The organism is Micromonospora sp. WMMD964 (genome assembly GCF_029581455.1).
Taxonomy (GTDB): domain Bacteria; phylum Actinomycetota; class Actinomycetes; order Mycobacteriales; family Micromonosporaceae; genus Micromonospora.
This window is the reverse complement of the sequence record NZ_CP120860.1, coordinates 1,840,180-1,864,097: the sequence shown is the minus strand read 5'-3', so window position 1 is coordinate 1,864,097 and position 23,918 is coordinate 1,840,180. Positions and strand designations below refer to the sequence as shown.

Here is a 23,918-nt window from a genome sequence, read left to right as displayed (position 1 = left end):
CGCAACCTCCTGGAGTGCGAGCGATGGTGCAGCCTAGCTGCCGTCTGCCCGGCCGGACCGGCCCGGCCGACGTGGTGCGCGATCGGCCGCTCCGACCCCACGGTCACCCGCAGGGCCGAAGCGGCCGATCGGTCGTACCTGTCTCCCGCCGACCTCCCCGATGATCTCATCGGAGGAGGCGGCCGGTTGTCACTTGGTCGGCTGGGCCTTCGAGGTGACGGTGATGGTGCCGGCGGCGATGTCCGCCTTGATCTTGTCGACCTCGGCCTTCAGCTCGGCCGGGACCTTGCTGTCGAAGTCGTGGTACGGGGCGATCGAGACACCGTTGTTGGCCAGGGTGCCGACGAAGCCCGGCTTGGCCGGCAGCTTGTCACCGGCCGCGGCCTTCACCACGGCCTCCTTGACGGCCTCCGGGATGTTCTTGACCACGGTGGTGATGATCGCCGAGCAGTCCGGGGTGCTCTCGCAGCCGTCGACGTCCACCCAGATGGTGTTGTACTTGCCACCCGACGCCTTGGCCGCGGCGGTGGTGCCGAGGCCGGAGCCGCCGGCGACCGGCATGATGATGTCCGCGCCCTGGGCGACCAGCGCGTCGGAGACCTTCTTGCCCTCGTCCTGCTTGGCGAAGTCGTTGGTGAAGGAGCCCTTCTGGGTCTCCTTGTTCCAGCCCAGCGCCTGGACGTTCTTGTTCTTGGTCTTGTTGTAGTACGCCACGCCGTCGACGAAGCCGTCCATGAAGATGGTCACCGGCGGGATCGGCAGCGCGCCGTAGGTGGCCACCTTGCCGGACTTGCTCATCCCGGCAGCCAGGTAACCGGCCTGGAACGCGGCCTGGGCGGTGTCGAACTGCATCGGGTAGACGTTGGCGTCACCCGGGTTCGCGTCGACGATGCCGAACTCCTGGTTCGGGTTCGCCTTGGCGATCTTCGAGGTGGCGTTGGCCATCAGGCCACCGACCGCGAGGATGAAGTTGCACTTCTGGTTGACGTACTGCGTCAGGTTCGGCTCGTAGTCGGCCTCGGCCTTCGACGCGACGAACTTGATGTCGATGTTGTCGTTGGCGGCCTTGGCCTCCTGCAGACCCTTCCAGGCCGAGGCGTTGAACGACTTGTCGTCGATGCCGCCGACGTCGGTCACCATGCAGGCGCTGAACTTCTTGGCGCCACTGCCGGCGTTGTTGTCATCCTCGGGGGCCTCGCCACAAGCGGCGGCGGTGAGCGCGAGCCCACCCACCGCGATAATCGAGGCGATCCGCATCCCACGCACCGAGCGCAAGACGTCTCCTTCCCATTGCTCACCGCGCCTTGTGCGGTGGCAGCCCATCAGCCGGCCTGCGGGTGTGCCGCCGGCTGTCCCACGTTACGGACGGGAGCGTACGCCCGCGCCCACCCACCGGCCGACAATCGTGCACGACTGTTGAGCGCCTGTTACCCGGGTGTAACCCTTGCGTGGGGCACGTCACTCTTCGTGCTGGTAACCGAGCGCCAAGGCGTCCGCAACGTCCGTTTCTCGGGGGGCGGTCCCCTCCCCGGACGTTACCGCCAAAAGACCGCGACCGCCGCGTTGACCAGGGTCAGGCCGACGATTGCCAGGAAGTGGCCTCGGTTCACCACGTCCCGCTTCCGGGAGAAGAAGACCATGACGAAGATCAGCAGAGCGATCACCAGCTTCGTCACAAGTTTCGCGGGTGCCGGCTCGTCGCCGTCGCGGAGCGGGGCGGAGAGCCCGAGCCCGGTCAGCAGCTGGATCACCGCTCCCCAGAGCATGGCCTGGTTGATCCGGATCGGGCCGCTGACGTACTGGGCGATCGAGCCGCCGAGCAGCAGGGCGAAGCCGATCAGATGGACATAGAGGAGGATTAGTCGAAGTGCTTCCACGCCGCACATCCTCTCCTATCAACGACGGTTTGTAGTAGGGGGTCGGCCGGCGTGGCGTGTCCGAGCCCGCCCCGCCGGTCACCCGGTCTACGCGACCACCTCGGAGCGTTCGACCTCTGCCGGACCGCCGGCCGCCGGCGTCGACCCGGCCCGCCGGGCGAGCAGCACCAGGAGCATCCCCACCACCGCGTACCCGGCGAGAATCGCCGCTGCCCGACCGGCGCCGGCACCGTCGAAGAAGGCCGCCGAGCGCAGCGCGGTGCCGCCCGCACCGACCGGCAGCCACTGCCCGACCTCGCCCCACGGCTGCGGCAGCAGTTCGGGGGCGGCCGAGACGGCCGAGAGGGGGTTGCCGACCAGGAACACCAGCAGCGCGCCGAGCCCGATCCCCGGTCGGCCGAGCACCGCACCCAGCCCGGCGACGGTCGCCGCGGCGGCGAGCGCGAAGAGCCCGATCACGGCACCCTCGACGAGTCGACCCCCGTCGACCACGCCGAGCCAGTCGTGCAGCACGACGACGCCCGCCACCCCGGCCAGCACGGCGTAGGCCGCCAGCCCGGCCAGCCGGGCGGCCCGTCGGCGCACGAGCACCGTCAGCAACGCGCCGGCCAGCAGGCTGGTCATCGCGAACGGCAGGAAGCCGGCGGCGAAACCGGCGCCCCGGGGGTCGTCCGGGTCGGCGGGCACCACCGGCACCACCGGGACCGGACGACCGGCGGAGAGCTGCCCGGCCGCTTCCGCGAGCAGCGCGGCGACCGTCGGGCTGGCGGCCGGTGCGGTGTGCAGGGCGACACCCTGCGGTCCGACGACGAACGCCGCGTACACCTCGCGGTCACGCAGGGCCCGGTCGGCCGCCTCGGCGTCCGGCAGGTCGGCCACCGCGAATGCGCCGGGCCGGGCCGCGGCGAGTCGGTCGGCCAGGTCGCCGGTCACCGACGCCGGCCCGGCGACGGCGATCGGCAGGTCGCGGGGGGCGAGGTGGGCCGCCGGGGCGGCGAAGAGTGGTACGAGCAGCGCCTGCATCGCCACCGCCAGGAGGGCGACCAGGAGGGCGAGCCGCAATGGTGAGCGGCTGTGGGTGGGTGACGCGGACATGGCGGTCTCCTAAAAACGAACGCTCGTTCTCTAAACACAGCGTGCGCCGCACGCCGTCGATCTGTCAAGAACGAACGTTCGCTTTACACTGGGGGACGTGCCACGGATCTCGGAAGAACACCGCACCGCCCGCCGTCGGCAGATCGTCGAGGCCGCCCGACGCTGCTTCCTGCGGGAGGGCTTCCACCGCACCTCCATGCAGGACGTGATCGCCGAGGCCGGGCTCTCGGTGGGCGCCGTCTACCGCTACTTCCCGAGCAAGACCGATCTGATCAACGCCATCGCCGAGCAGGCGATCGGAGGTGCGGGCCAGGTGCTCACCGAGGTGACCCGGCAGGACCCGCCGCTGCCGCTGCTGGCGGTGCTCGACCGGGTGCTCGCGTACATCGAGACCCAGCTCGACGAGGACGGCGCGCTGCGCATCGCGATCCAGGTCTGGGGCGAGTCCCAGCGCGACCCGGCACTGGCCGCCTTCGTCGCCGAGACGTACAGCGGGTTCCGAGAGCACTTCACGGCCCTGGTCCGACGGGCCCAACGCTCCGGCGAACTCCCCGCCGAGGCCGACCCGGAGGCCGCCGGAGCGGCGTTGTTCGGCCTCGTCCCGGGCTGGTTCATCCAGCGCCTGCTGACCGGCGTCCCGGACCGCGCGACATACCTGACCGGGGTGGGCGCGCTGCTCGGGGCGACCCCGCGATCGTCCTGAGACCGTGACGACGGAGATCGGCGACCGGTAGACGCCCGTCGCCGGGATGGCATCGGGAGAGCTTGCGGATACAGTGCCGCCATGCGCGCTCGCCTCTCCGACATCGCCCAGCAGGCCGACGTCAGCGAGGCGACGGTGTCGAGGGTGCTCAACGACCGCCCCGGCGTGGCCTCGGAGACCCGCCAGGCCGTCCTCACCGCGCTCGACGTGCTCGGCTACGAGCGCCCGGCCCGACTGCGTAAACGCAGCGCCGGCCTGGTCGGCCTGGTGGTGCCGGAGCTGGACAACCCGATCTTCCCCGCTTTCGCCCAGGTCATCGAGTCGACCCTGGCGCAGAGCGGCTTCACACCGGTGCTCTGCACCCAGACCGCCGGTGGGGTGACCGAGGACGAGTACGTGGAGATGCTGCTGGACCGGCAGGTCTCCGGGATCGTCTTCGTCTCCGGTCTGCACGCCGACGCCGCCGCGAACCACGACCGTTACCGGGCGCTGCTCGCCCGACCGTTGCCGGTCGTGATGATCAACGGATACGTACCCGGCATCGCCGCCCCCTTCGTCTCCTGCGACGACCGGGAGGCGGCCGAGCTGGCCGTCGCGCACCTGGTGGCGCTCGGGCACCGACGGATCGGCCTGATCACCGGCCCGGACCGGTTCGTCCCCGTGCAACGCAAGGCGGCCGGCTGGCGCTCGGCGATGACCCGTCTGACCGGTGTCGCCGAATCCGAACTGGGCCCGCTGGCCGAGTTGTCGCTGTTCGGTGTGGAGGGTGGCGAGGCGGCGGCCGGTCGCCTGCTGGACCGGGGCGTCACAGGCATCGTCTGCGGCTCCGACCTGATGGCGCTCGGCGCGATCCGGGCGGCCCGCCAACGCGGCCTCGGCGTCCCCGATGACCTCTCCGTGGTCGGCTACGACGACTCACCACTGATGGCGTTCACCGACCCGCCGCTGACCACCATGCGGCAGCCCGTCACCGCGATGGCGGTGGCCGCCGTCCGGGCCCTGGTGGACGAGATCAACGGGCACGGCGCCCCGCACTCGGAGTACCTGTTCCGCCCGGAACTGGTGGTGCGCGGCTCCACCGCGGTCGTCCCGAACCCCGCGCGGCGGCTCCCCTACGCGAGGTCCGCCTAGCCTGCCGGCCCACACCTTCGACGCCCGGTCCGGCCGGCAGGTCGTCGCCCGCCGCGCGGACGCCTGGTTGGAACGGCGCTCAGCGGGTACCTCGTTCCCGACCTGGTCGTCCGTCGTGCCCCGCGCCGACGGGCGACTGGGCTGCCGGCCCCTTGTGGTGGGGGGCGAGGTGGTACCGGCGCCACGCGGATTCGACTCCGCGCGGCGCCGGTGTCCGTCTGGGCCGATGTGTGCGCCGCCGCCACCCCGGGTACCGCACGAGGCACCGACGCTGCGGAGGTGACCCATGGTGGTACGGGTGGCACAGTGCACGATCGACGTAGAGGACCGGGACCTGATGGTCGCGTTCTGGTCGGCGGCGCTCGGCTACCAGGTCGAGCAGGGCGACGACGGCAGCGCCAGGTTGTGGCCGGCGGGCCAGGCGTCCGCGGCAGCCCCCACCATTTGGTTGCAGGGATCCGGCACGACCAAGCGGGGCAAGAACCGTCTACACCTCGACCTGGTCGCCGACACCGATCCGCAGGCCGAGGTACGACGGTTGGTGGACCTCGGCGCGCGACGCATCGACGTCGGGCAGACCGGCGCCGAAGGATTCACGGTGCTCGCCGACCCCGAGGGCAACGAGTTCTGCGTGCTGGACGCCGCCCCGACCCGCTGACCGCCCCTCGGATCACTTCGCGGTCAGCAGCGCCGCGATCCGGGTGAAGCCGGCCCGCACCTCGGCCTCGTTCGGCGGCTCGACGGGCTCCCCGTGCCCCGCCTCGTCGGCGGCGGCGTCCAACTCCTCGTCGATCACGTCCTCGAAGTCGCCGTAGAGGTCGGCCCCCTCCGTCTGACGGGCCTCGTCCTCGGCGGCGACCTGCGCGGCGGCGATCTCGCTGCGGATCTCGTCGGCCGACAGCGCCGGCAGCAACGGCTCCACCACGGCCATCAACTGCTCCTCGGCCACCACCGCCTCGGCCAACGCCAACGCGTGCGGCCGCTCGTAGGGCCCGCAGACCACCGGCTCCCACTCGTCGAGGTCACCGAGTGGACCGAAGGTGATGATCCACGGCAGGCCGAGGAGCGGTGAGTCCGCCGGCAGGTCCAGTGTCATGAGTGCGCCCACCGGCTCATCATGGTCCGCGAACACGATTCACGACGCCTTTCGGCGCAGTTACCGCCCGTCCGGCGGTCGATCGGTGGTCGGTCAGCCAGGGCGGGCGGCATCCAGGGCTGCGCGGACCAGAGCGAGCGCGGTGGCCGGCGCCACACCGAGGCGAGCCGCCTCGGCCGCGTACCCGGCCGCCGCCCGCTGCAACCGGTCGACGGCGTCGTCGCGGCCGGGGGCGACGAAGGTGCCGTTGCGTCCCCGGGTCTCCAGCAGCCCCGCCGCCTCCAACTCCCGGTACGCCCGGGCCACCGTGTTCGCGGCCAACCGCAGGTCGGCGGCGAGCTGCCGAACGGTGGGGAGTCGACTGCCGACCGGCAACCGGCCGTCGCCGATCAGCTCGGCGAGCTGCCCGCGCACCTGCTCGTACGGGGGCACCGACGAGTCCGGGTCAACCGAGATCAGCACCTCTGCACCTTCTGTCATCAGCCCGCACCGCCCGGCGTACCGGGGTCGGTGTCCTCGTCCACGTCCCTCGGCGGGGCGGCGGCCTCCGCCAGGTCCACCACCCGCCCGCTCGAGGAGGTCGCGAGGAGCGCCGCACCGAACAACACCAACTGGTTGAGCAGGTAGAGATAGAGCAGCAGACCGACGGCACCGGCCACCACGGTGTACGCCGGATTGCGCTCGGTACGCACCACGTAGTACCGCCCGACGGTGTTCAGCAGCGTGATGCCGACCGCCACCAGCAGCACCACCGGGCGCAACCGGGACCTGCTCATCCGCAGCCGGGGCACCGCGAGGAGCAACGCGGTGGCGAGCACCGCGTTGACCAGCACGCTGAGGACGGCGCTGATCGTGGTCAGACCGACCGACCCGGTGCTGCGCAGCAGGAAACGCAGCAGCGACTCCAACGCGTCCACCGCCGCGACCGAGACGCCGAGCAGCACGAAGACGCCGATCATCACACCCAGGTCGACCAGCCGTCGGATCACCAGATTGCCCGGCTGCTGGTTGAGCTGGTACATCAACCGTTGCGAGGACCGGATCGCCTCCACCCACCCGATGCCGGTGAAGACCAGGATGACGAGGCCGACCACGCCGACCGTGTTGCTGGAGTTGGCGATCTGCTGGGCGTCCAGGAACGGCAGATTGTCCTTGAGGAAGTCGGCTGCCGCCGCGCTGACCTCGTCGTTGTCCTCGAGGATCGCCCCGAAGACGGAGTACGCGACGAGGGCGAGGGCGAACACCGCGAAGAAGCCGTAATAGGCGATCGCAGCGGCCAACCGCCCGGCCAACACGTCGGCGTACAGCGTGCCGGCCCGCCACACGTGGTCGAAGATCCCCGACCGGTGGCGCGCGGCGCTCACCCAGCGGTCGATGCCCGCCTCGATCCGGCCGATCACGTTCACGCGATCATCCTCGCCGATCTCCCACTGCTGTGTCGGCAACCGGCTGACGATGCTTGCCGATCGGCGCGTCGCCGACGGTCAGTCGCCGAGGCGGAAATCCCGGCGCGGTTGCCACCGGGCCTGCCCGCTGTGCGAGAACAGGGTGAACGCGTCGACCTCGAACATCGCGGAGAAGTCGGCCAGGTCCTCGTACACCTTGTCCAGAGCCTCCGGTGCCACGTCCTGTGCCACGGTGACGTGCGGATGGTACGGAAAGCGCGCCTGGCGATGCAGACCCGGCGCGGCGGCGATGGCGGCGGCCAACAGCTCGCACTCGCTGATCCCGGCCGCCACCGCGACGAACACCACCTGGGTGACCGGGCGGAACGTGCCGGTGCCTCGCAGGTGCAACGTGAACGGCAGGTGCGCGGCGGCGACGGCGGCCAGATGCCGCTCGACTGTCGGCAGGGTGGCCGTCTGGATCTCGGTGGGCCCCAGCAACGTCACATGTGCGGGCACCGCGAGCGGGTCACCGGCCTCGACCCGTCGCCGGGTGAGCAGGCCACCCCACGGCTCGGGAATGTCCACCGCGATGCCGATCTGGGTGGTGTCGCCGGTCGGCGAAACCCCGCCACTGCGATCCACGCTTCGCGCCGCCCCTCCGGCCACCGACCCGCTCACCTGTCCGTGGAGCTACTCGCCGCGGACGGGCGCGAAGAAACCGACCCGCTCGTACGCCGACCGCAGGGTCGTCGCGGCCACCGCTCGGGCCTTCTCCGCACCGCCGGCGAGCAGTTTGTCCAACTGCGCCGGGTCGTCGAGGTAGGTGCGGGTGCGCTCCTGGATCGGACGGACGAAGTCGGTGACGACCTCGGCCAACTCCTTCTTGAGGTCGCCGTAACCTCGGCCGGCGAACGCGGCCACCAGCTCGTCGATGCCGCGCCCGCTGAGCGCCGAGTGGATGGTGAGCAGGTTGGACACACCCGGCTTGGTCTCGGCGTCGAAGACGATCTCCCGGCCGGTGTCGGTGACCGCCGAGCGGATCTTCTTCGCCGACCGCGCCGGGTCGTCCAGGAGGTCGATGATGCCGGCCGGTGACGACGACGACTTGGACATCTTCGCCGTCGGGTCCTGAAGATCGGTGATCTTCGCGGTGTCCTTGACGATGTGCGGCGCGGGCACCGTGAACGTCTGGCCGAACGTCGCGTTGAACCGCTGGGCCAGATCCCGGGAGAGTTCCAGGTGCTGGCGCTGGTCCTCGCCCACCGGCACGGCGTTGGCCTGGTAGAGCAGGATGTCGGCGGCCTGCAGGATCGGGTAGGTGAACAGCCCGACGCTGGACCGCTCGTTGCCGTGCTTCTGCGACTTGTCCTTGAACTGGGTCATCCGGCTGGCCTCGCCGAAGCCGGTGATGCAGCCGAGCACCCAGGCCAGCTGGGGGTGCTCGGGCACCTGCGACTGCACGAACAGGGTGCTTCGCTCCGGGTCGAGCCCGACCGCGAAGAGCTGGGCGGCGGCCACCCGGGACCGTTGACGCAGCAGCGCCGGATCGTGCCCCGCGGTGATGGCGTGCAGGTCCACGACGCAGTAGAAGGCGTCGTGGGTCTCCTGGAGAGCCACCCAGTGCCGGACCGCGCCCAGGTAGTTGCCGAGGTGGAACGAGTCGGCCGTCGGCTGGATGCCGGAGAAGACGCGGGGGCGGGCGGGAACGTCGGACATGGCGACAATTCTGTCAGCAAGCGACCGGGTCCGTCATGACGGGCCGGCGGGTCGGCTCCGGCCCGCCGGTGTCGGGCTGCTGACCTGGCGTGGTTCGCCCGCGCCGACCCGGCGCGTCGGCCCGACGACGACCCGGCTGTGCTGCCCGGCCATGGTTTCCCGCGGCTGCCCGGGGCCGACCTCCCGGGCCGACCCTCCGCTCTGCTCGCGACACTGCTCGGACAGCCGGACGGTGGAGACCGCGATCCGGGCCACCCGGCGGCCGTCCAGTGTGAGCACCCGCAGCAGCCAGCCGCCCGGCGGTTCGGCGGGGTCGGGCACGGCGACCTCGCTCAGTTCACCGGTCACCGGCACCTCGTCGCCGGCCACCGGCAACCGGCCCAGCGCCGCCATCACGAACCCCCCGACCGTCTCGTACGGGCCGCTGGGGAGTGCCACTCCGGTCCGTTCGGCGAAGTCGGCGAGGTTGAGGCGGCCGTCCACCACGGCGGGCAGGCCGTCGTGTACCGGATCCGGTGCCGCGTCGTACTCGTCGTGGATCTCGCCGATCAACTCCTCGATGAGGTCCTCCAGGGTGACGATCCCGGCGGTGCCGCCGTACTCGTCGACCACCACGGCCAGGTGCTGGCCCTCCCGGCGCATCTCGGTGAGCGCCGGTAGCACCCGTTTGCTGCCGGGGAGCCGCTTCACCTCCCGGGCCAGCTCGCCGACGGTGAGACACCGGTCGGCGTCCGGGCGCAGCAGCACGTCACGGAGGTGCACGAAGCCGACCACGTCGTCGTGGGTGCCGTCGGTGACCGGGTAGCGGGTGTGCGTCTCGGCGCGGACCAGTCGGGCGGCCTCGGCGATGGTCAGCCGCGCCGGGAGGAAGACCACCTCGGTGCGCGGCATCATCACCTCCCGGATCAGGCTGGCACCGGCCACCAGGACCTCGTCGATGATCCGGCGTTCGTCCGGGTCGAGCACCGTGTTCGCCGCGACCAGGTCCCGCAGCTCGGCCTCGGAGATGCGTTCGCGGCCTGCCGCCGGGCCGGCCCCGAGCAGGTCGGTGACGAGTCGGGTGGCACCATCTGCGGCGCGGACCAGCACGCGGGCGACGGCCCGGGCGAGCGGACCGGGATCGCGGCGGGGCGGCACCCGCACGCGTCGCCGGAGCCCGGTACGGGGCGCTTCCCGCATGACAGAGATGGTAGACACCGTTCGCCCATCGCACCCGGGATCGGACGGGCCGGACCGTGAATGTTCGGCTCTGTTTAATCGTGAAAGATTATGGTGAGATGGGGATGATGGCGGGTCGGCGAGGGTGCCGACCGCCGCCTTAGGGTGATCACCGAAGGGCCACGTCCCGGGCGGGCCAGGCAGGGAGGCAACGACGTGAAACTGCTCGTGACCGGGGGCGCCGGCTTCATCGGCAGCGTGGTGACCCGGATGCTGCTCGACGCAGGCCACCAGGTGGTCGTCCTGGACGACCTGCGAACCGGGCACCGCGAGGCGCTCGCCCCGGATGCGACCCACGTCGAGGCGCCCATCCACGAGGCCGCCCGCATCGTCACCACCGACGCCGGCTTCGACGGGGTGCTGCACTTCGCCGCCCTGATCGCCGCCGGTGAATCGATGGTCAAGCCGGAGCTGTACTGGCAGAACAACACCGTGGGCACGCTCGCCCTGATCGACGCGGTCCGGGCCGCCGGGGTGCCCCGGATGGTCTTCTCCTCCACCGCCGCCGTCTACGGCAACCCCACCGAGCTGCCCATCACCGAGACCGCCGTCAAGGCACCCACCAACACGTACGGTGCCACCAAACTCGCCGTCGACATGGCGCTCACCTCCGAGGCCGTCGCACACGGGCTCGCCGCCGTCTCGCTGCGCTACTTCAACGTGGCCGGCGCGCACCTCGACGCTGACGTCTCGCTCGGCGAACGACACGACCCGGAGACGCACCTGATCCCGATCGCGCTGGAGGTCGCCGCCGGTCGGCGGGAGAAGCTCCAGCTGTTCGGCGACGACTACCCGACCGTCGACGGCACCTGCGTCCGCGACTACATCCACGTCGCCGACCTCGCCCGGGCACACCTGCTGGCGTTGGACACCGCCACCCCGGGTCAGCACCGGATCTACAACCTCGGCAACGGCAACGGCTTCAGCAACCGCCAGGTCGTCGACGTGGTCCGGGAGGTCACCGGGCGACCCGTGCCGGTCGAGGTGGCACCGCGCCGCGAGGGCGACCCCGCCGAGTTGGTCGCCTCCTCCGCGTTGGCCCACGACGAGCTGGGCTGGACGCCCCGGAAGCCGACCCTGCACGACATGGTGGGCGACGCCTGGGCCTTCTACCGCGAGCACATCCTGGGGCAGTCGTGACCGGCCCGAACGGCGACGTCGCCGCACGGGCCGCCGAGGGCTTCACCAGCCGTTACGACGGCCAGGCCGCCGGGCGCTGGGCAGCTCCCGGCCGGGTCAACCTGATCGGCGAGCACACCGACTACAACGAGGGGTTCGTGCTGCCCTTCGCGCTGCCGTTGCGCACCGTCGTCGCCGCCGACCGGCAGGACGGAGAGCAGTGGACGGTGTGGTCCGAGCTCTCCGACGAGACGATCACCTTCGGCGCGGACGAGGTCGCCGAGCCGGGTCGGGTGACCGGCTGGGGCGCGTACGTCGCCGGAGTGGTCTGGGCGCTCCGCGAGGCGGGTCACCCGGTGCCGGGCGCCCGGCTGGCGATCACCTCCGACGTCCCGCTGGGCTCCGGGCTGTCCTCGTCGGCCGCGCTGGAGTCGGCGGTGCTCGCCGCCCTGCTCGACCTCGGTGGGCTGGAGCTGCCGCCGGAGCGGCAACCCCGGCTGGCGCAGCGAGCGGAGAACGTCTACGTCGGTGCGCCGACCGGAATCATGGACCAGTCCGCGGCGATCCGCTGCCGCGCCGGGCACGCCCTCTTCCTGGACTGCCGGGACGAGTCGGTCGAGCACATCCCGTTCGACCTGGACGCCGCCGGGCTCGCGGTGCTGGTCGTCGACAGCCGGGCGCCGCACCGGCACGCCGACGGTGAGTACGCTGCCCGCCGCCGTTCCTGCGAGGCCGGGGCGAGTGCGCTCGGCGTCGCCGCGCTACGGGACGTCGGCGTCGACCAGCTCGACGCGGCGCTGGCCCGGCTCGACGACGAGGAGACCCGGCGACGGGTCCGGCACGTGGTCACCGAGGACCAGCGCGTACTGGACACCGTGGCGCTGCTCCGCGCCGCCCGGGTCCGTGACATCGGCCCGCTGCTCACGGCCTCACACGTCTCGATGCGCGACGACTTCGAGATCACCGTGCCGGAGATCGACACCGCGGTCGAGGCGGCGTTGGCGGCCGGCGCGTTGGGGGCCCGGATGACCGGCGGCGGCTTCGGCGGCTGCGTCCTCGCCCTGGTCGAGGCCGACCGCGCCGACGAGGTCGCCGCCGCCGTCACGGCCGCGTACGCCGAACGAGGCTTCACCGCCCCCACCACCGTGACGGTCCTCCCCTCCCCCGGCGCCACCCGCCTCCCCTGACCCTGACCCTGACCGCAGCGGTTGATCAAGAGGTTTGCGTCAGAATCCGAGCCCGGACTGACGCAAACCTCTTGATCACCGGGGGCGGAACGGGGGCCCGGGGTGGGGTGGGGCGGGGACGCGGGGTGGGGTCGGGGTGGGGTCGGTTAGGCGGCTTCGACGATCATGGCGGCGCCTACCGTGCGGTTGGTGGTCTCGTCGATGATGACGAAGCCACCGGTGGTGCGGTTGCGCCGGTACTCGTCGGCCAGCAGGGGCACCGTCGTCCGCAGCCGCACCCGACCGATCTCGTTGAGCCGCAGCTCGTCGGCCGACTCGTCGCGGTGCAGCGAGTTGATGTCCAACCGGTAGTGCAACCCGCGCACGATCGCCCGCGCCGACCGGGTGGTGTGCTTGATCGCGTACCGGCCGCCGACCCGCAGCGGGGCCGTCTCGTCCATCCAGCAGACCATCGCCTCGATGTCCTGGGCGACCGCCGGTGCGTTGTTCGGCCGGCAGATCAGGTCACCCCGGGAGATGTCGATCTCGTCGTCCAGTCGTACCGTCACCGACATCGGTGGGAACGCCTCCGCGACCGGACCGTCGGCGGTCTCCACGGCGGCGATCCGGCTGGTGAAGCCGGACGGCAGCACCATCACCTCGTCACCCGGCTTGAGCACCCCGGAGGCCACCTGGCCCGCGTACCCGCGGTAGTCGGTGACGGTCTTGGACTGCGGGCGGATCACGTACTGCACCGGGAACCGGACGTCGACCAGGTTGCGGTCACTCGCGATGTGCACCCGCTCCAGGTGGTGCAGCAGCGACGGACCCTCGTACCACGGCATGTTCTCCGACCGGGCGACGATGTTGTCACCGCGCAGCGCGGAGATCGGCACCACGGTCAGGTCGGGCACGTCGAGCTTCGCCGCGAACGCGGTGAACTCGTCGGCGATCCGCTCGTAGACCTCCTGCGACCAGTCCACCAGGTCCATCTTGTTGACACAGAGGACCAGGTGCGGCACCCGCAGCAGTGAGCACAGGAACGCGTGCCGACGGGACTGCTCGACCAGGCCCTTGCGCGCGTCCACCAGGATCAGCGCCAGGTCGGCGGTGGACGCACCGGTGACCATGTTGCGGGTGTACTGGATGTGCCCGGGGGTGTCGGCGATGATGAACTTGCGCCGTGGGGTGGCGAAGTACCGGTACGCCACGTCGATGGTGATGCCCTGCTCCCGCTCGGCGCGCAGGCCGTCGGTGAGCAGCGCCAGGTTGGTGTATTCGTCGCCGCGGGCCGCGCTGACCGCCTCCACCGCGGCCAACTGGTCGGTGAAGAGCGACTTGGTGTCGTAGAGCAGGCGACCGATCAGGGTCGACTTGCCGTCGTCCACGCTGCCGGCGGTGGCGAACCGCAGCAGGTCCATCGCCCGGGCCTCCGGCCCGGCCCCGGTGACAGCCCGGTCCTCCGCATTCGCCATGGTCTCGGTGGTCATCAGAAGTAGCCCTCCCGCTTGCGGTCCTCCATGGCGGCCTCGCTGACCCGGTCGTCACCACGGGTCGCGCCGCGCTCGGTGATCCGGGTGGCCGCCACCTCCTCGATGACCTTCTCCACGGTGTCCGCGTCGGAACGGACCGCGGCGGTGCAGGAGGCGTCGCCGACGGTGCGGTAGCGCACCTGCTCCTTGAACCGCTCCTCGCCCGCCCGGGGGCGGAAGAACTCGTTGACCGCGTAGAGCATGCCGTCCCGCTCGATCACCTCACGCTCGTGCGCGTAGTAGATCGAGGGCAGCGGGATGCGTTCCCGGGCGATGTAGTGCCAGACGTCCAGCTCGGTCCAGTTGGACAGCGGGAAGACCCGGATCGACTCGCCGGGGTGGTGGCGGCCGTTGTACAGCGACCACAGCTCCGGCCGCTGGTTCTTCGGATCCCACTGGCCGAACTCGTCACGGAAGCTGAAGACCCGCTCCTTCGCCCGGGCCTTCTCCTCGTCCCGGCGCGCCCCACCGAAGAGCGCGTCGAAGCGGTGCTTCTCCACCGCGTCCAGCAGCACCGGCGTCTGGATCCGGTTGCGCATGCCGTCGCCGGACTCCCGGACCATGCCGCTCGCCAGGGCGTCCGGCACGCTCGCGATGACGAGCTGCAACCCCAGCTCGGCGACTCGCTGGTCGCGGTATTCCAGGACCTCGGGGAAGTTGTGGCCGGTGTCGACGTGCATGACGGGGAAGGGGATGTTGGCCGGGGCGAACGCCTTCTGCGCCAACCGCAGCATGACGATCGAGTCCTTGCCGCCGGAGAAGAGCAGCACCGGGCGTTCCATCTCGGCGACCACCTCGCGCATCACGAAGATGCTCTCCGCCTCCAGGGCGTCCAGGTGGGAGACCCGGTACGCCGCCGGGGTGGTCATGACGCCGGCTCGATTCGCTCGCTCATCCGATTTCCAGACCTTTCCGGTCGGGCATGTCAAGAAAGTCCGCTCAGGCTACCCGGAATGTCTCTGCAGCGCTGCAAGCAACCGGGTGGCGAGATCCTTGCGGCAGACCAGGAGGTCCGGCAGGCGCGGATCCGCCTCGTTGTATCTCAGCGCAGATCCGTCGATCCGGGAAGCGTGTAGTCCGGTGGCCGTCGCCACAGCGACCGGGGCCGCCGAGTCCCACTCGTACTGCCCACCGGCGTGGATGTACGCGTCGACCTCGCCGGTGACCACGGCGGCGATCTTCGCTCCCGCCGAGCCCATCGGCACCAGGTGCGCCCCGACGTCCTCGGCCAGGTCGGTGAGGAAGACCGGCGGCCGGCTCCGGCTCGCCGCCAGGCGGATCTTCCGCTCGCCGGCCGTCGCCGCCTCCACGGTCATCGGCGGGTACGCCGGCGGGTAGTCAGTGCCCAGCACCCGGTGCTGGGCCGGCAGCCCCACCGCCCCGGCGACCAGCCCGTGCGGGGTCGGCGCGCTACGCGCCCAGAGCGCCACGTGCACCGCCCAGTCCGAACGACCCTCCTCGGAGAACTCCCGGGTGCCGTCCAACGGGTCGATGATCCACACCCGGTCGGCGGTCAACCGCGACACCGCCCCGGTGTTCACCTCCGCCGCCCAGGCCAACCGCGACCCCTCGTCCTCCTCGGAGAGCACCGCGTCGCCCGGTCGCCATTTCGCCAACTCCGTGCGGATCAGGTCGTGCGACACCTTGTCCCCGGCCGACTTCAGCGCACCGGTGTCCGCGAAGCCCATCTCCGTACGCAGGTCGAGCAACGCCTGCCCGGCGCGGGACGCCAACCACCGGGCGAACGCGCCGTCGATCATCGGAGGACTGCCCATCTGCCTGCTCCCGTCGCCTCGCCGCGACCCGTGCCCGCACAGGCCGATTCGCCGCGACCCGCGTCGCCGGTCGCGGCACGCCGAAAGGCGCAGACTACCGGCCCAGCGTTTCCGATCCGGTACGCCCCGCCCGGCCGGACCGGGTCGAAAGGTCCCGATCTGGGGCCTTCCGCCCCGACCTCAACTGCCGTGGTAGAGGTTCTGCGTCGGCTCCACGCCCTTGACGACCACCGACTCCACCACGTCGGCGGCCCGGTCCACCAGGAAATCCAACTCCTTACGCTCCGCCGCGCCGAAATCCGACAGCACGTAATCCGCCGGGTCCTGCCGCCCCGGCGGTCGACCGACGCCGAACCGCACCCGGGCGTAGTCCTTCGTGCCCAACGACTTCGACATCGACCGCAGGCCGTTGTGCCCGCCCTCGCCGCCGCCGAACTTCACCCGCACCTGGCCGTAGGAGATGTCCAGTTCGTCGTGCACCGCGATCACCTGCGCCGCCGGCACCTTGTAGAACTGCGCCAGGGACGCCACCGGCCCACCGGAGAGGTTCATGTACGTCAGTGGCTTCACCAGCACCAACTTCGGCCCACCGAAGCCCAGCCGCGCCTCGGCCACCTCGGCCACCGCCCGCTTGTGCCGCCCGAACCGCGCACCGACCCGACCGGCCAGCAGGTCGGCCACCATGAAGCCGACGTTGTGCCGGTTACCCGCGTACTCCCGACCGGGGTTGCCCAGGCCGACCACCAGCCACGGCCCCGCCTCGTCCGTCACGACCCGCCCCTCCCGACGCCCATCCAGTGACCTCCCGATACGCCGACAGGCGCCCCCGACCATCCGGGGACGCCTGTCGCAGAGTACGAACCGATCAGGCCTCGGTGCGCGCCTCGGTGGTCTCGTCGCCCTCGGCGGCCGGAGCGGCGTCCGCGCCCTCGGAGCCCTCGGTGGTCTCGCCGACCTCGGCCTCTTCCTCCTCGGTGGCCACCTCGACCTCGGGCAGCGTCGCCTCGAGCTGCTCGGCGGTGGGGGCGGCGGTCACCGAGGCGACGGTCAGCTCCGAGTCGGCAGCCAGCTCGACGCCGGCCGGCAGCTCGACGTCACCGGCGGTCACCTGGGTGCCCGCCTCCAGACCCTCGATCGACGCCTCCAAGTGGTCCGGCACCTTGGTCGCGTCGGCGGTCACCGAGAGGGTGTCGTGGTCGTGCACGATCAGGGTGTCCCGCGCGGCCTCGCCGGTCAGCTGGACCGGAACCTCGACGGTGACCTTCTCGCCCCGGCGCACCAGGAGCAGGTCGACGTGCTCGAAGGTGTCGCGGATCGGGTCACGCTGAATCGCCTTCGGCAGCGCCAGCACCTGGGTGCCGTCGGTGATGTCGATCGCGAAGAGCTGGTTGGCACCGCCCTTGCGGATCGCCGCGGCGAACTCCCGCGACGGCAGCGCGATGTGCTTGGGCTTCTCGCCGTGGCCGTACAGCACGGCGGGCACCTTGCCGGCCCGGCGGGTACGACGGGCACCACCCTTGCCGAACTCGGTGCGGGGCTCGGCGCTGATCTTTACCTCGGACACGGGGAAACTCCTGATGCTTTTCGCTGCGGCGGCTTGTCGTCTGGCGGTGCTGGGGCGAGGGGCTCGCTGGGGCTCATGCGTCATGAACGACTGCCCGGAGCACCGCGTCGATGACGGTGCCTCCGTGCGGCGCTTTTCAGCGGCCCGCCGGGCACCCTCGCCGTGGCAACCGCACCAGTCTACCCGAGCTGTTTCCAGGGTTTCCGGCAGTCCCCGTTCACGGCTCCAGACCGGCGCGTCGGTGGTGTTCCCACCGCCGCGCCGGCCCCGTTTCCACCAGTTTGACAGCCCCCGCCCCGCCGGAACGCCGAGTCGCGGAAACGGGGCTGGAGATCAGCTCAGGCCGCCGAAGAGGGTGGTCACCGAACCGTCGTCGAAGACCTCCCGGATCGCCCGCGCGAGCAGCGGCGCGATCGACAGCACGGTGAGTTTGTCCAGTTGCTTCTCCGGCGGAAGCGGCAGCGTGTTCGTCACCACGATCTCGCTGATCGAGCTGTTCTTCAGCCGCTCGGTGGCCGGGTCGGACAGCAGCGCGTGGGTGGACGCGACCACGATCTCCGCCGCACCCTGCTCCTTGAGGATGTCGGCGGCCTTGGCGATCGTGCCGCCGGTGTCGATCATGTCGTCGACGATCAGGCAGACCCGACCCTCGACCTCGCCGACGACCCGGTTCGCCACGACCTGGTTGGGCTTCAACGGGTCCCGGGTCTTGTGGATGAACGCCAGCGGGCAGCCGCCGAGCCGGTCGGTCCACCGCTCGGCCACCCGTACCCGGCCCGAGTCCGGCGCCACCACTGTCATCGGTCGGCCGGCGTACTTGTGCTCGACGTACTCGGCCAGGATGTCCATCGCGAAGAGGTGGTCCACCGGGCCGTCGAAGAAGCCCTGGATCTGCGCGGTGTGCAGGTCGACGGTGAGGATGCGGTTGGCTCCGGCGGTCTTCAACAGGTCCGCCACCAGGCGGGCCGAGATCGGCTCCCGACCGCGGTGCTTCTTGTCCTGCCGCGCGTACGGGTAGAACGGCAGCACCACGGTGATCCGCTTGGCCGACCCCCGCTTCAGCGCGTCGACCATGATCAGGGTCTCCATGACCCAGGTGTTCACCCCGTGCGTGACGGACTGCACCACGAAGGCGTCCGAACCACGTACCGAGTCCTTGAACCGTACGAAGATCTCGCCGTTGGCGAACTCGTACGCGTCGGCCGGGGTCGGCGCCACGCCGAGCACCTCGCCGATCTCCTTGGCCAACTCCGGAAAGCCACGTCCGGAAAAGAGCATCAGGCTTTTGCGGTTTTCGGCGACGATGCTGCCCATGGGCCCGTCTGCTCCCGTTATGTCGGCGGTACCCGACCCGGTGGTGGTGGGTCAGGGACTATTCGGTTGCAGTATCTCCCGGGCCGCTCGCGCCGCCCACCGTCTCGGTCACCTCGTGGATTGCCTCACTGTCGCTTGCGGCGCCCGGCGTCTGCGACGCACCCTTCGCGTCCCCGGAACGCTGCGCGCCCTTCGCGTCCCCGGAACGCTGCGCGCCCTTCGCGTCGCTGGCCCGCTGTGCCGCCTCGGCGGCCGCCGTGCCGGCGCGGCGCTTCACCACCCAACCCTCGATGTTGCGCTGACGCGCGCGGGCGACACCCATCGCACCCGCCGGCACGTCGTCGACGATCACCGAACCGGCGGCCGTGTACGCCCCGTCGCCCACCTCGACCGGCGCCACGAACATGTTGTCCGCGCCGGTGCGCGCGTGACTGCCGATCACCGTGTGGTGCTTGTTGACCCCGTCGTAGTTCACGAACACCGACGCGGCGCCGATGTTGGTGTGCTCGCCGATCGTCGCGTCACCCACGTACGTCAGGTGCGGCACCTTCGAGCCCGCGCCGATCTGCGTGTTCTTGACCTCGACGAACGTGCCGACCTTCGCCTTGTCGGCCAACCGGGCGGCCGGCCGCAGGTACGCGTAGGGCCCGACGCTGGCCCCCGCGCCCACCTCGGCGCCGACCGCGTGGCTGCGGACGACCGACGCCTGGGGACCCACCACCGTGTCGACGAGCGTGACGTCCGGCCCGATCAACGCGCCCGAGCCGACCACCGTGGCACCGCGGAGTTGGGTGTTCTGGTCGACCACGGCGTCGCGGTCCAGGGCCACCGTCACGTCGATCCAGGTGGTCGCCGGGTCGAGCAGGCTCACCCCGGTGCGCATCCACGCCTCGTTGACCCGGTCGCGCAGCAGCCGGCGCAGCGTCGCCAGCTCCACCCGGTCGTTGCAGCCCAACGTCTCGACGTGGTCGACGGCCACGTGCACCGCGACCGGCTCGCCGGCCGAACGGAGCAGGCCGAAGACGTCGGTCAGGTACTCCTCGCCCTGGTCGTTGTCGGTGGAGAGCTTGCCCAGCGCGTCACGCAGCCGCACCGCGTCGAACGCGTAGATGCCGGCGTTGATCTCCCGGATCGCTCGCTGCGTCGCGTCGGCGTCGCGCTCCTCGACGATCTGCTCCAGGCGGCCGTCGGCGTCCCGGACGATCCGGCCGAGCCCGGTCGGATCGGGCACCTCCGCGGCCAGCACGGTGGCCGCGGCGGCGGCCTCCTCGTGGGCGGTCACCAGCGCGCCCACCGTCTCGGGCCGCAGCAGCGGCACGTCCCCGTTGATCACCACGACGGTGCCGGGCCCGTCGGGGACGGCGTCCAGCGCGATTCGTACGGCGTGCCCGGTGCCGAGCTGTTCGGCCTGGAGCACCGGCGTGGCGTCCGGCGCGACAGCGGTCAGGTGCTCCCGGACCTGGTCGGCGCCGTGCCCCACCACGACGACGGTGCGGTCCGCGGCCAGTGGCGCGGCAGCGCTCAGCACGTGACCGAGCAGCGTCCGACCGAGCAGCGGGTGCAGCACCTTGGGCAGTGTCGACTTCATCCGCTTGCCCTCACCGGCGGCGAGAACGACGACGGTACGGAGGTGGGACTGGGGCACGACGTGGCTCCCGTCGGGACGGCGGACACTCTCGCGGCCATGCTAGCCGCGGGGCCTCGCGCGTCTTCCTCTTACCCCCACCAGACCCTAAAACGGGCGCAGGTGGACAGCTCGGCCGCCAGGGTTCGAACCTGAAATACGGGTACCAAAGACCCGGGTGTTGCCAGTTACACCACGGCCGATCAACGATGCGAGCGCCTCGCACCAGGGGGATGAACATCCCGCCGGCTACACCTTAGCGTCCCCACCGTCGGACGCCAGCGCTCATTCCACCCCACACCGTCGGGGCGCTCTCCGGGACGCCGCCGGCGCAGCCCTGCCCGGTACTCCCACCGCCCGTCCGGGCACCGGGCCCGCCGCCGCTGACACGGCCTTGACCTGCTGGTACGCGCGAGCATCCGAGGGCGATTCGAAACTTCCCCGTGCGATCTACGGTGCCGTAAGTTACGGTGACGTAGGCGTAACTTCGTGCTCGTCACCATCCCCCTGCGAGGTCCCATGTCCACCGCTCTGCTCGATCCCAACACCGCCGCGCCCGGCCCCAAACCCCTCACCGACGGCAGCCAGTCCCCCGGCATCCTGGCGGCCCTCTGGGCCTTCGTCGTGATCCCCTTCGTCGCCCTGCTGGTCGCCGTGCCCGTCGCCTGGGGTGGTTGGCTCGGCTGGACCGACGTGATCATCGGCACGGTCTGGTACGTCGTCTCCGGGCTCGGCATCACGGTCGGCTTCCACCGCTACTTCACCCACGGGTCGTTCAAGGCCAAGCGGTGGCTGCGGGTGACGCTCGCGGTCGCGGGTTCGCTGGCGGTCCAGGGCGAGATCATCCAGTGGGTCGCCGACCACCGCCGGCACCACGCGTTCTCCGACCTGGAGGGCGACCCGCACTCGCCGTGGCGGTTCGGCACCAGCTTCTGGGCGTTGACCCGCGGCCTGTTCCACGCACACGTGGGCTGGCTGTTCCGCCGCGAACTGTCCAACCGCGAGCGTTTCGCGCCGGACCTCATCGCCGACCGCGACATCAGCCGGGTCGACCGTCTCTTCCCGGTGCTGGTGGCCGTCTCGCTGCTCGGCCCGGCGCTGATCGGCGGCCTGGTGACCTGGTCGTGGCAGGGCGCGCTGACCGCGTTCTTCTGGGCCGGGCTGGTCCGGATCGGCCTGCTGCACCACGTGACCTGGGCGATCAACTCGGTGTGCCACGTCTACGGTGAACGGCCCTTCGCGATGCGTCAGGGCGACCGCGCGTCGAACTTCTGGCCGCTGGCGATCCTGTCGTTCGGCGAGAGCTGGCACAACCTGCACCACGCCGACCCGACCAGCGCCCGACACGGCGTCCTGCGTGGCCAGATCGACATCTCCGCCCGGGTGATCTGGCTGTTCGAGAAGGTCGGCGCCGCGACGCAGGTGCGCTGGCCGAAGCCGGAACGCCTCGCCGCGAAGCTGGTGAAGCCCGTCGCACCCCGGTAAAACCGGGCGGTGCGCCGGGATGCCGCCTGGCAGGATGGCCAGATGACCGAGCCACGCGGGGGGACCGGACGGCTCGGCGGACGGGGAGCCACGGTCGGTCCGGATCGGTCGGACGGCGCGGCGGGGCGGTCCCGACCGCCCGACAGTGAGGCGACGACGTGAACGGGCACAGCGGAGGCACCATCCCACGGCAGGGCGTCACCGAGCGCCAGCGAGGCGGCGACATGCCCGAGACCAATGACGGCGATGGTGTCGGGGGCCGACGGGTGACTCCGCCGGCCCCGACCGCGGCACCCAAGGCCAAACCCACCTCCCGGGTCCGCATGTCGGCGGCCCAGCGACGGGAGCAGCTGATCGCGACCGGCCGGCAACTCTTCGCCGAACGCGGCTTCGACGCCACCTCGATCGAGGAGGTGGCCGCCCGCGCCAAGGTCTCCAAGCCGGTGGTCTACGAGCACTTCGGCGGCAAGGAGGGCCTGTACGCGGTGGTGGTCGACCGGGAGGTCCGGGCCCTACTGGACCGGATCACCACGGCGTTGACCGCCGGGCACCCGCGGGAGCTGCTGGAGCAGGCGGCGCTGGCCCTGCTGGGCTACATCGAGGAGGAGACCAGCGGCTTCCGGGTGTTGGTCCGCGAGTCGCCGCTGATGTCCGGCACGGCCAACTTCAGCAGCGTGATGAACGACGTGGCGCACCAGGTCGAGCACATCCTGGGCGCCGAGTTCAAGAGCCGCGGGTACGACCCGAAGCTCGCCGAGCTGTACTCGCAGGCGCTGGTCGGCATGGTGGCGCTGACCGGGCGCTGGTGGCTGGAGGTGCGCAAGCCACGCAAGGAGACGGTGGCGGCGCACCTCGTCAACCTGGCCTGGAACGGGCTGTCGCACCTGGAGGCGAAGCCGACGCTGATCACGGCCCGCCGCCGCTGACCCGCGTGCCGCACGGCCGCCGACCCGCTCAGCGGCGGTGCGCGTCGGCCACCGGGTGCTTACGGCGCTCCAGCTCCGCCTCCGCGTGCTCGGCCGGGCCGACCTTGTCGTACAGGCCGGTGCCGAACAGGATCAGGCCGAACAGCATCGACACGATCACTGTCGACATCGAGAAGTTGAGGAAGTTCGCGTCGGTCTGCAGCACGGACATCATCACGATGCTGGTCACCAGGAACACCACACCGGCGGTGAGGTTCATGTAGTGGCCGAGGTTGCTCCGCCGCGACGCCCCGATGATCAGGACGATTCCGAAGACCACCGAGGCGAGCGAGAAGGCCAGGTTGGTCCGTAGTCCGAGGGCCCAGGTGCTGCTCCGGGCGAAGAGCGGGTCACCGATCGTCTCGGCGACGCCCCAGACGCCGAAGACCAGGATGTAGACGCCGACCAGACCGGAGAGGACCCGGTAGAGCGGCCGTGCCGGATGGTTGACCGGAAAATGCGGCATACCCGAGCCCCCCTGATGTGACTGTTCAGGGGAATTGTCGCCCAGGAAAACGGGCATGTCAGGCAAAACACCGAGGGTCGCGCGGTCCGCCGGAGGCTGGACCGAGTCAGGTTTTCGCCGGAGCCCGAGCTGCGCAGGGATCAAGCCTGACCGCCCGGAGCAGCTCGGGCTCCGGCGAAAACCCCGACAGCGACCAAAGAAAGATGATCAGAGCACGAGACGAGCCTTCTGGAACGCCTCCGCCTCCTCGTCCGTGCCGACCTTGCCGTACATGCCGACCATGAGCAGCACCAGGGAGGCCGTCAGCACGACGATCACGGTGGTGATGCTGAAGTTGAAGATGTTGGCGTCGGTCCGGATGAACGCGAGGGCACCCAGGCCGATCACCATCAGGGTGTACGCCAGCCACTGGTTGATCGCCACGTCGATGTTGCGGCCGAGCGCGGTGCCGACCAGCACGACGACCCCGAGCAGCACGCTGAGCAGCGAGAAGCCGAGGTTGGTGCCCTGGCCGAGGACCCGGGTGCTGTCCTGGGCGAGGATCTCGTTGCCGGTGCTCTCGACGATGCCGAGCACACCGAAGACCACCAGGTACAGACCGGTCAGCCCGCCGATCGCCCGGTAGATCGGCCGCGCGGGGTGGTTGACGGGGGTGTGGGCCATGTCTGTGTCTCCAACGCCGTG

The 23,918-nt window shown here is 70.9% G+C and carries 24 protein-coding genes, 1 tRNA gene and 1 pseudogene; 7 read left to right on the top strand and 19 right to left on the bottom strand.

Annotated features, from left to right (window positions below; genetic code table 11):
- Positions 1–189 precede the first annotated feature (189 nt).
- The 3 genes from O7616_RS08790 to O7616_RS08780 form a co-directional block, all read right to left on the bottom strand.
- Complete coding sequence (locus O7616_RS08790; RefSeq protein WP_282307565.1) at positions 190–1,257, bottom strand: BMP family ABC transporter substrate-binding protein; 1,068 nt, start codon at positions 1,255–1,257, stop codon at positions 190–192.
- 278 nt (positions 1,258–1,535) lie between these two features.
- On the bottom strand, positions 1,536–1,877 hold the full coding sequence (locus O7616_RS08785) for a hypothetical protein (protein ID WP_282262669.1): 342 nt from the start codon (positions 1,875–1,877) through the stop codon (positions 1,536–1,538).
- A gap of 87 nt (positions 1,878–1,964) precedes the next feature.
- Positions 1,965–2,972, bottom strand: coding sequence for a hypothetical protein (locus O7616_RS08780; RefSeq protein ID WP_282306354.1), 1,008 nt, complete (start codon positions 2,970–2,972; stop codon positions 1,965–1,967).
- Positions 2,973–3,069: 97 nt separating this feature from the next.
- Here O7616_RS08780 and O7616_RS08775 point away from each other — a divergent pair, with 97 nt between their 5' ends.
- The 3 genes from O7616_RS08775 to O7616_RS08765 all read left to right on the top strand — a co-directional run bounded on the left by O7616_RS08775 (position 3,070) and on the right by O7616_RS08765 (position 5,464).
- Complete coding sequence (locus O7616_RS08775; RefSeq protein WP_282306353.1) at positions 3,070–3,675, top strand: TetR/AcrR family transcriptional regulator; 606 nt, start codon at positions 3,070–3,072, stop codon at positions 3,673–3,675.
- 81 nt (positions 3,676–3,756) lie between these two features.
- The gene (locus tag O7616_RS08770; RefSeq protein WP_282306352.1) at positions 3,757–4,806 is read left to right on the top strand and encodes a LacI family DNA-binding transcriptional regulator; all 1,050 of its coding nucleotides are present in this window, start codon (positions 3,757–3,759) and stop codon (positions 4,804–4,806) included.
- A gap of 286 nt (positions 4,807–5,092) precedes the next feature.
- On the top strand, positions 5,093–5,464 hold the full coding sequence (locus O7616_RS08765) for a VOC family protein (protein WP_282306351.1): 372 nt from the start codon (positions 5,093–5,095) through the stop codon (positions 5,462–5,464).
- A 12-nt stretch (positions 5,465–5,476) separates the two neighbouring features.
- On the opposite strand, the gene O7616_RS08760 is transcribed toward O7616_RS08765, so the two are convergent.
- The 6 genes and pseudogenes from O7616_RS08760 to O7616_RS08735 form a co-directional block, all read right to left on the bottom strand.
- On the bottom strand, positions 5,477–5,914 hold the full coding sequence (locus O7616_RS08760; RefSeq protein WP_282262672.1) for a hypothetical protein: 438 nt from the start codon (positions 5,912–5,914) through the stop codon (positions 5,477–5,479).
- 81 nt (positions 5,915–5,995) lie between these two features.
- Entirely contained in the window at positions 5,996–6,382 is a 387-nt protein-coding gene (locus O7616_RS08755) for a GntR family transcriptional regulator (RefSeq protein ID WP_088986419.1), read from the bottom strand.
- A complete protein-coding gene (locus O7616_RS08750; protein ID WP_282306350.1) occupies positions 6,382–7,308 on the bottom strand; it encodes a YhjD/YihY/BrkB family envelope integrity protein in 927 nt (308 codons plus the stop codon). Before O7616_RS08750 ends, O7616_RS08755 begins: the two co-directional genes overlap by 1 nt.
- A gap of 78 nt (positions 7,309–7,386) precedes the next feature.
- Positions 7,387–7,956, bottom strand: a complete 570-nt coding sequence (locus O7616_RS08745) for a 2'-5' RNA ligase family protein (RefSeq protein ID WP_282306349.1) — start codon at positions 7,954–7,956, stop codon at positions 7,387–7,389.
- Between the two features lie 24 nt (positions 7,957–7,980).
- Positions 7,981–9,006 (bottom strand): tryptophan--tRNA ligase, encoded by a 1,026-nt coding sequence (gene trpS, locus O7616_RS08740; protein ID WP_282262676.1) that lies wholly within the window; start codon positions 9,004–9,006, stop codon positions 7,981–7,983.
- Between the two features lie 225 nt (positions 9,007–9,231).
- A pseudogene (locus tag O7616_RS08735) lies at positions 9,232–10,185 on the bottom strand (hemolysin family protein); the annotation flags it as partial.
- Positions 10,186–10,329: 144 nt separating this feature from the next.
- Between O7616_RS08735 and galE the strand changes: the two are divergent.
- Complete coding sequence (gene galE / locus O7616_RS08730) at positions 10,330–11,364, top strand: UDP-glucose 4-epimerase GalE (protein ID WP_282306348.1); 1,035 nt, start codon at positions 10,330–10,332, stop codon at positions 11,362–11,364.
- Complete coding sequence (galK, locus tag O7616_RS08725) at positions 11,361–12,530, top strand: galactokinase (protein ID WP_282306347.1); 1,170 nt, start codon at positions 11,361–11,363, stop codon at positions 12,528–12,530. The genes galE and galK overlap by 4 nt, the downstream gene beginning before the upstream one ends.
- Positions 12,531–12,676: 146 nt before the next feature.
- Here the strand turns inward: galK and O7616_RS08720 are convergent, their stop codons facing one another.
- From O7616_RS08720 to O7616_RS08685, 8 genes are all read right to left on the bottom strand, one after another.
- Complete coding sequence (locus tag O7616_RS08720) at positions 12,677–13,984, bottom strand: GTP-binding protein (protein WP_282264678.1); 1,308 nt, start codon at positions 13,982–13,984, stop codon at positions 12,677–12,679.
- Positions 13,985–13,998: 14 nt separating this feature from the next.
- Positions 13,999–14,910, bottom strand: a complete 912-nt coding sequence (gene cysD / locus O7616_RS08715; RefSeq protein WP_282262681.1) for a sulfate adenylyltransferase subunit CysD — start codon at positions 14,908–14,910, stop codon at positions 13,999–14,001.
- Positions 14,911–14,985: 75 nt separating this feature from the next.
- Entirely contained in the window at positions 14,986–15,816 is an 831-nt protein-coding gene (locus O7616_RS08710) for an inositol monophosphatase family protein (protein ID WP_282262682.1), read from the bottom strand.
- A gap of 180 nt (positions 15,817–15,996) precedes the next feature.
- The gene (gene pth, locus O7616_RS08705; RefSeq protein ID WP_282262683.1) at positions 15,997–16,587 is read right to left on the bottom strand and encodes an aminoacyl-tRNA hydrolase; all 591 of its coding nucleotides are present in this window, start codon (positions 16,585–16,587) and stop codon (positions 15,997–15,999) included.
- 94 nt (positions 16,588–16,681) lie between these two features.
- Positions 16,682–17,380: a 50S ribosomal protein L25/general stress protein Ctc gene (locus O7616_RS08700; RefSeq protein WP_282262684.1), complete on the bottom strand. Its 699-nt coding sequence runs from the start codon at positions 17,378–17,380 to the stop codon at positions 16,682–16,684.
- Between the two features lie 333 nt (positions 17,381–17,713).
- A complete protein-coding gene (locus O7616_RS08695) occupies positions 17,714–18,694 on the bottom strand; it encodes a ribose-phosphate diphosphokinase (RefSeq protein ID WP_088986429.1) in 981 nt (326 codons plus the stop codon).
- Between the two features lie 58 nt (positions 18,695–18,752).
- Positions 18,753–20,339 carry a bifunctional UDP-N-acetylglucosamine diphosphorylase/glucosamine-1-phosphate N-acetyltransferase GlmU gene (gene glmU / locus O7616_RS08690; RefSeq protein ID WP_348773858.1) on the bottom strand — a complete coding sequence of 529 codons (1,587 nt, stop codon included), beginning with the start codon at positions 20,337–20,339 and terminating at the stop codon, positions 18,753–18,755.
- Between the two features lie 110 nt (positions 20,340–20,449).
- Positions 20,450–20,521 (bottom strand) — tRNA-Gln (locus O7616_RS08685).
- 316 nt (positions 20,522–20,837) lie between these two features.
- On the opposite strand from O7616_RS08685, the gene O7616_RS08680 reads away from it, so the two are divergent.
- Positions 20,838–21,803 carry an acyl-CoA desaturase gene (locus O7616_RS08680; RefSeq protein WP_282306346.1) on the top strand — a complete coding sequence of 322 codons (966 nt, stop codon included), beginning with the start codon at positions 20,838–20,840 and terminating at the stop codon, positions 21,801–21,803.
- Positions 21,804–22,027: 224 nt separating this feature from the next.
- Entirely contained in the window at positions 22,028–22,729 is a 702-nt protein-coding gene (locus O7616_RS08675) for a TetR/AcrR family transcriptional regulator (RefSeq protein WP_282306345.1), read from the top strand.
- A gap of 28 nt (positions 22,730–22,757) precedes the next feature.
- On the opposite strand, the gene O7616_RS08670 is transcribed toward O7616_RS08675, so the two are convergent.
- Positions 22,758–23,234 carry a DUF4383 domain-containing protein gene (locus O7616_RS08670; RefSeq protein WP_282306344.1) on the bottom strand — a complete coding sequence of 159 codons (477 nt, stop codon included), beginning with the start codon at positions 23,232–23,234 and terminating at the stop codon, positions 22,758–22,760.
- Positions 23,235–23,441: 207 nt separating this feature from the next.
- Entirely contained in the window at positions 23,442–23,897 is a 456-nt protein-coding gene (locus O7616_RS08665) for a DUF4383 domain-containing protein (protein ID WP_282262692.1), read from the bottom strand.
- Between the last annotated feature and the right edge of the window lie 21 nt (positions 23,898–23,918).

Bases quoted from the DNA above. Each gene is read 5' to 3' on its own strand.
- O7616_RS08765 (WP_282306351.1), top strand. From the start codon at position 5,093: ATGGTGGTACGGGTGGCACAGTGCACGATCGACGTAGAGGACCGGGAC.
- O7616_RS08780 (WP_282306354.1), bottom strand. From the start codon at position 2,972: ATGTCCGCGTCACCCACCCACAGCCGCTCACCATTGCGGCTCGCCCTC.
- O7616_RS08770 (WP_282306352.1), top strand. From the start codon at position 3,757: ATGCGCGCTCGCCTCTCCGACATCGCCCAGCAGGCCGACGTCAGCGAG.
- O7616_RS08790 (WP_282307565.1), bottom strand. From the start codon at position 1,257: ATGCGGATCGCCTCGATTATCGCGGTGGGTGGGCTCGCGCTCACCGCC.
- O7616_RS08710 (WP_282262682.1), bottom strand. From the start codon at position 15,816: ATGGGCAGTCCTCCGATGATCGACGGCGCGTTCGCCCGGTGGTTGGCG.
- O7616_RS08720 (WP_282264678.1), bottom strand. From the start codon at position 13,984: ATGGCGAATGCGGAGGACCGGGCTGTCACCGGGGCCGGGCCGGAGGCC.
- O7616_RS08665 (WP_282262692.1), bottom strand. From the start codon at position 23,897: ATGGCCCACACCCCCGTCAACCACCCCGCGCGGCCGATCTACCGGGCG.
- O7616_RS08680 (WP_282306346.1), top strand. From the start codon at position 20,838: ATGTCCACCGCTCTGCTCGATCCCAACACCGCCGCGCCCGGCCCCAAA.
- O7616_RS08695 (WP_088986429.1), bottom strand. From the start codon at position 18,694: ATGGGCAGCATCGTCGCCGAAAACCGCAAAAGCCTGATGCTCTTTTCC.
- trpS (WP_282262676.1), bottom strand. From the start codon at position 9,006: ATGTCCGACGTTCCCGCCCGCCCCCGCGTCTTCTCCGGCATCCAGCCG.
- O7616_RS08755 (WP_088986419.1), bottom strand. From the start codon at position 6,382: ATGACAGAAGGTGCAGAGGTGCTGATCTCGGTTGACCCGGACTCGTCG.
- cysD (WP_282262681.1), bottom strand. From the start codon at position 14,910: ATGACCACCCCGGCGGCGTACCGGGTCTCCCACCTGGACGCCCTGGAG.
- O7616_RS08670 (WP_282306344.1), bottom strand. From the start codon at position 23,234: ATGCCGCATTTTCCGGTCAACCATCCGGCACGGCCGCTCTACCGGGTC.
- O7616_RS08675 (WP_282306345.1), top strand. From the start codon at position 22,028: ATGCCCGAGACCAATGACGGCGATGGTGTCGGGGGCCGACGGGTGACT.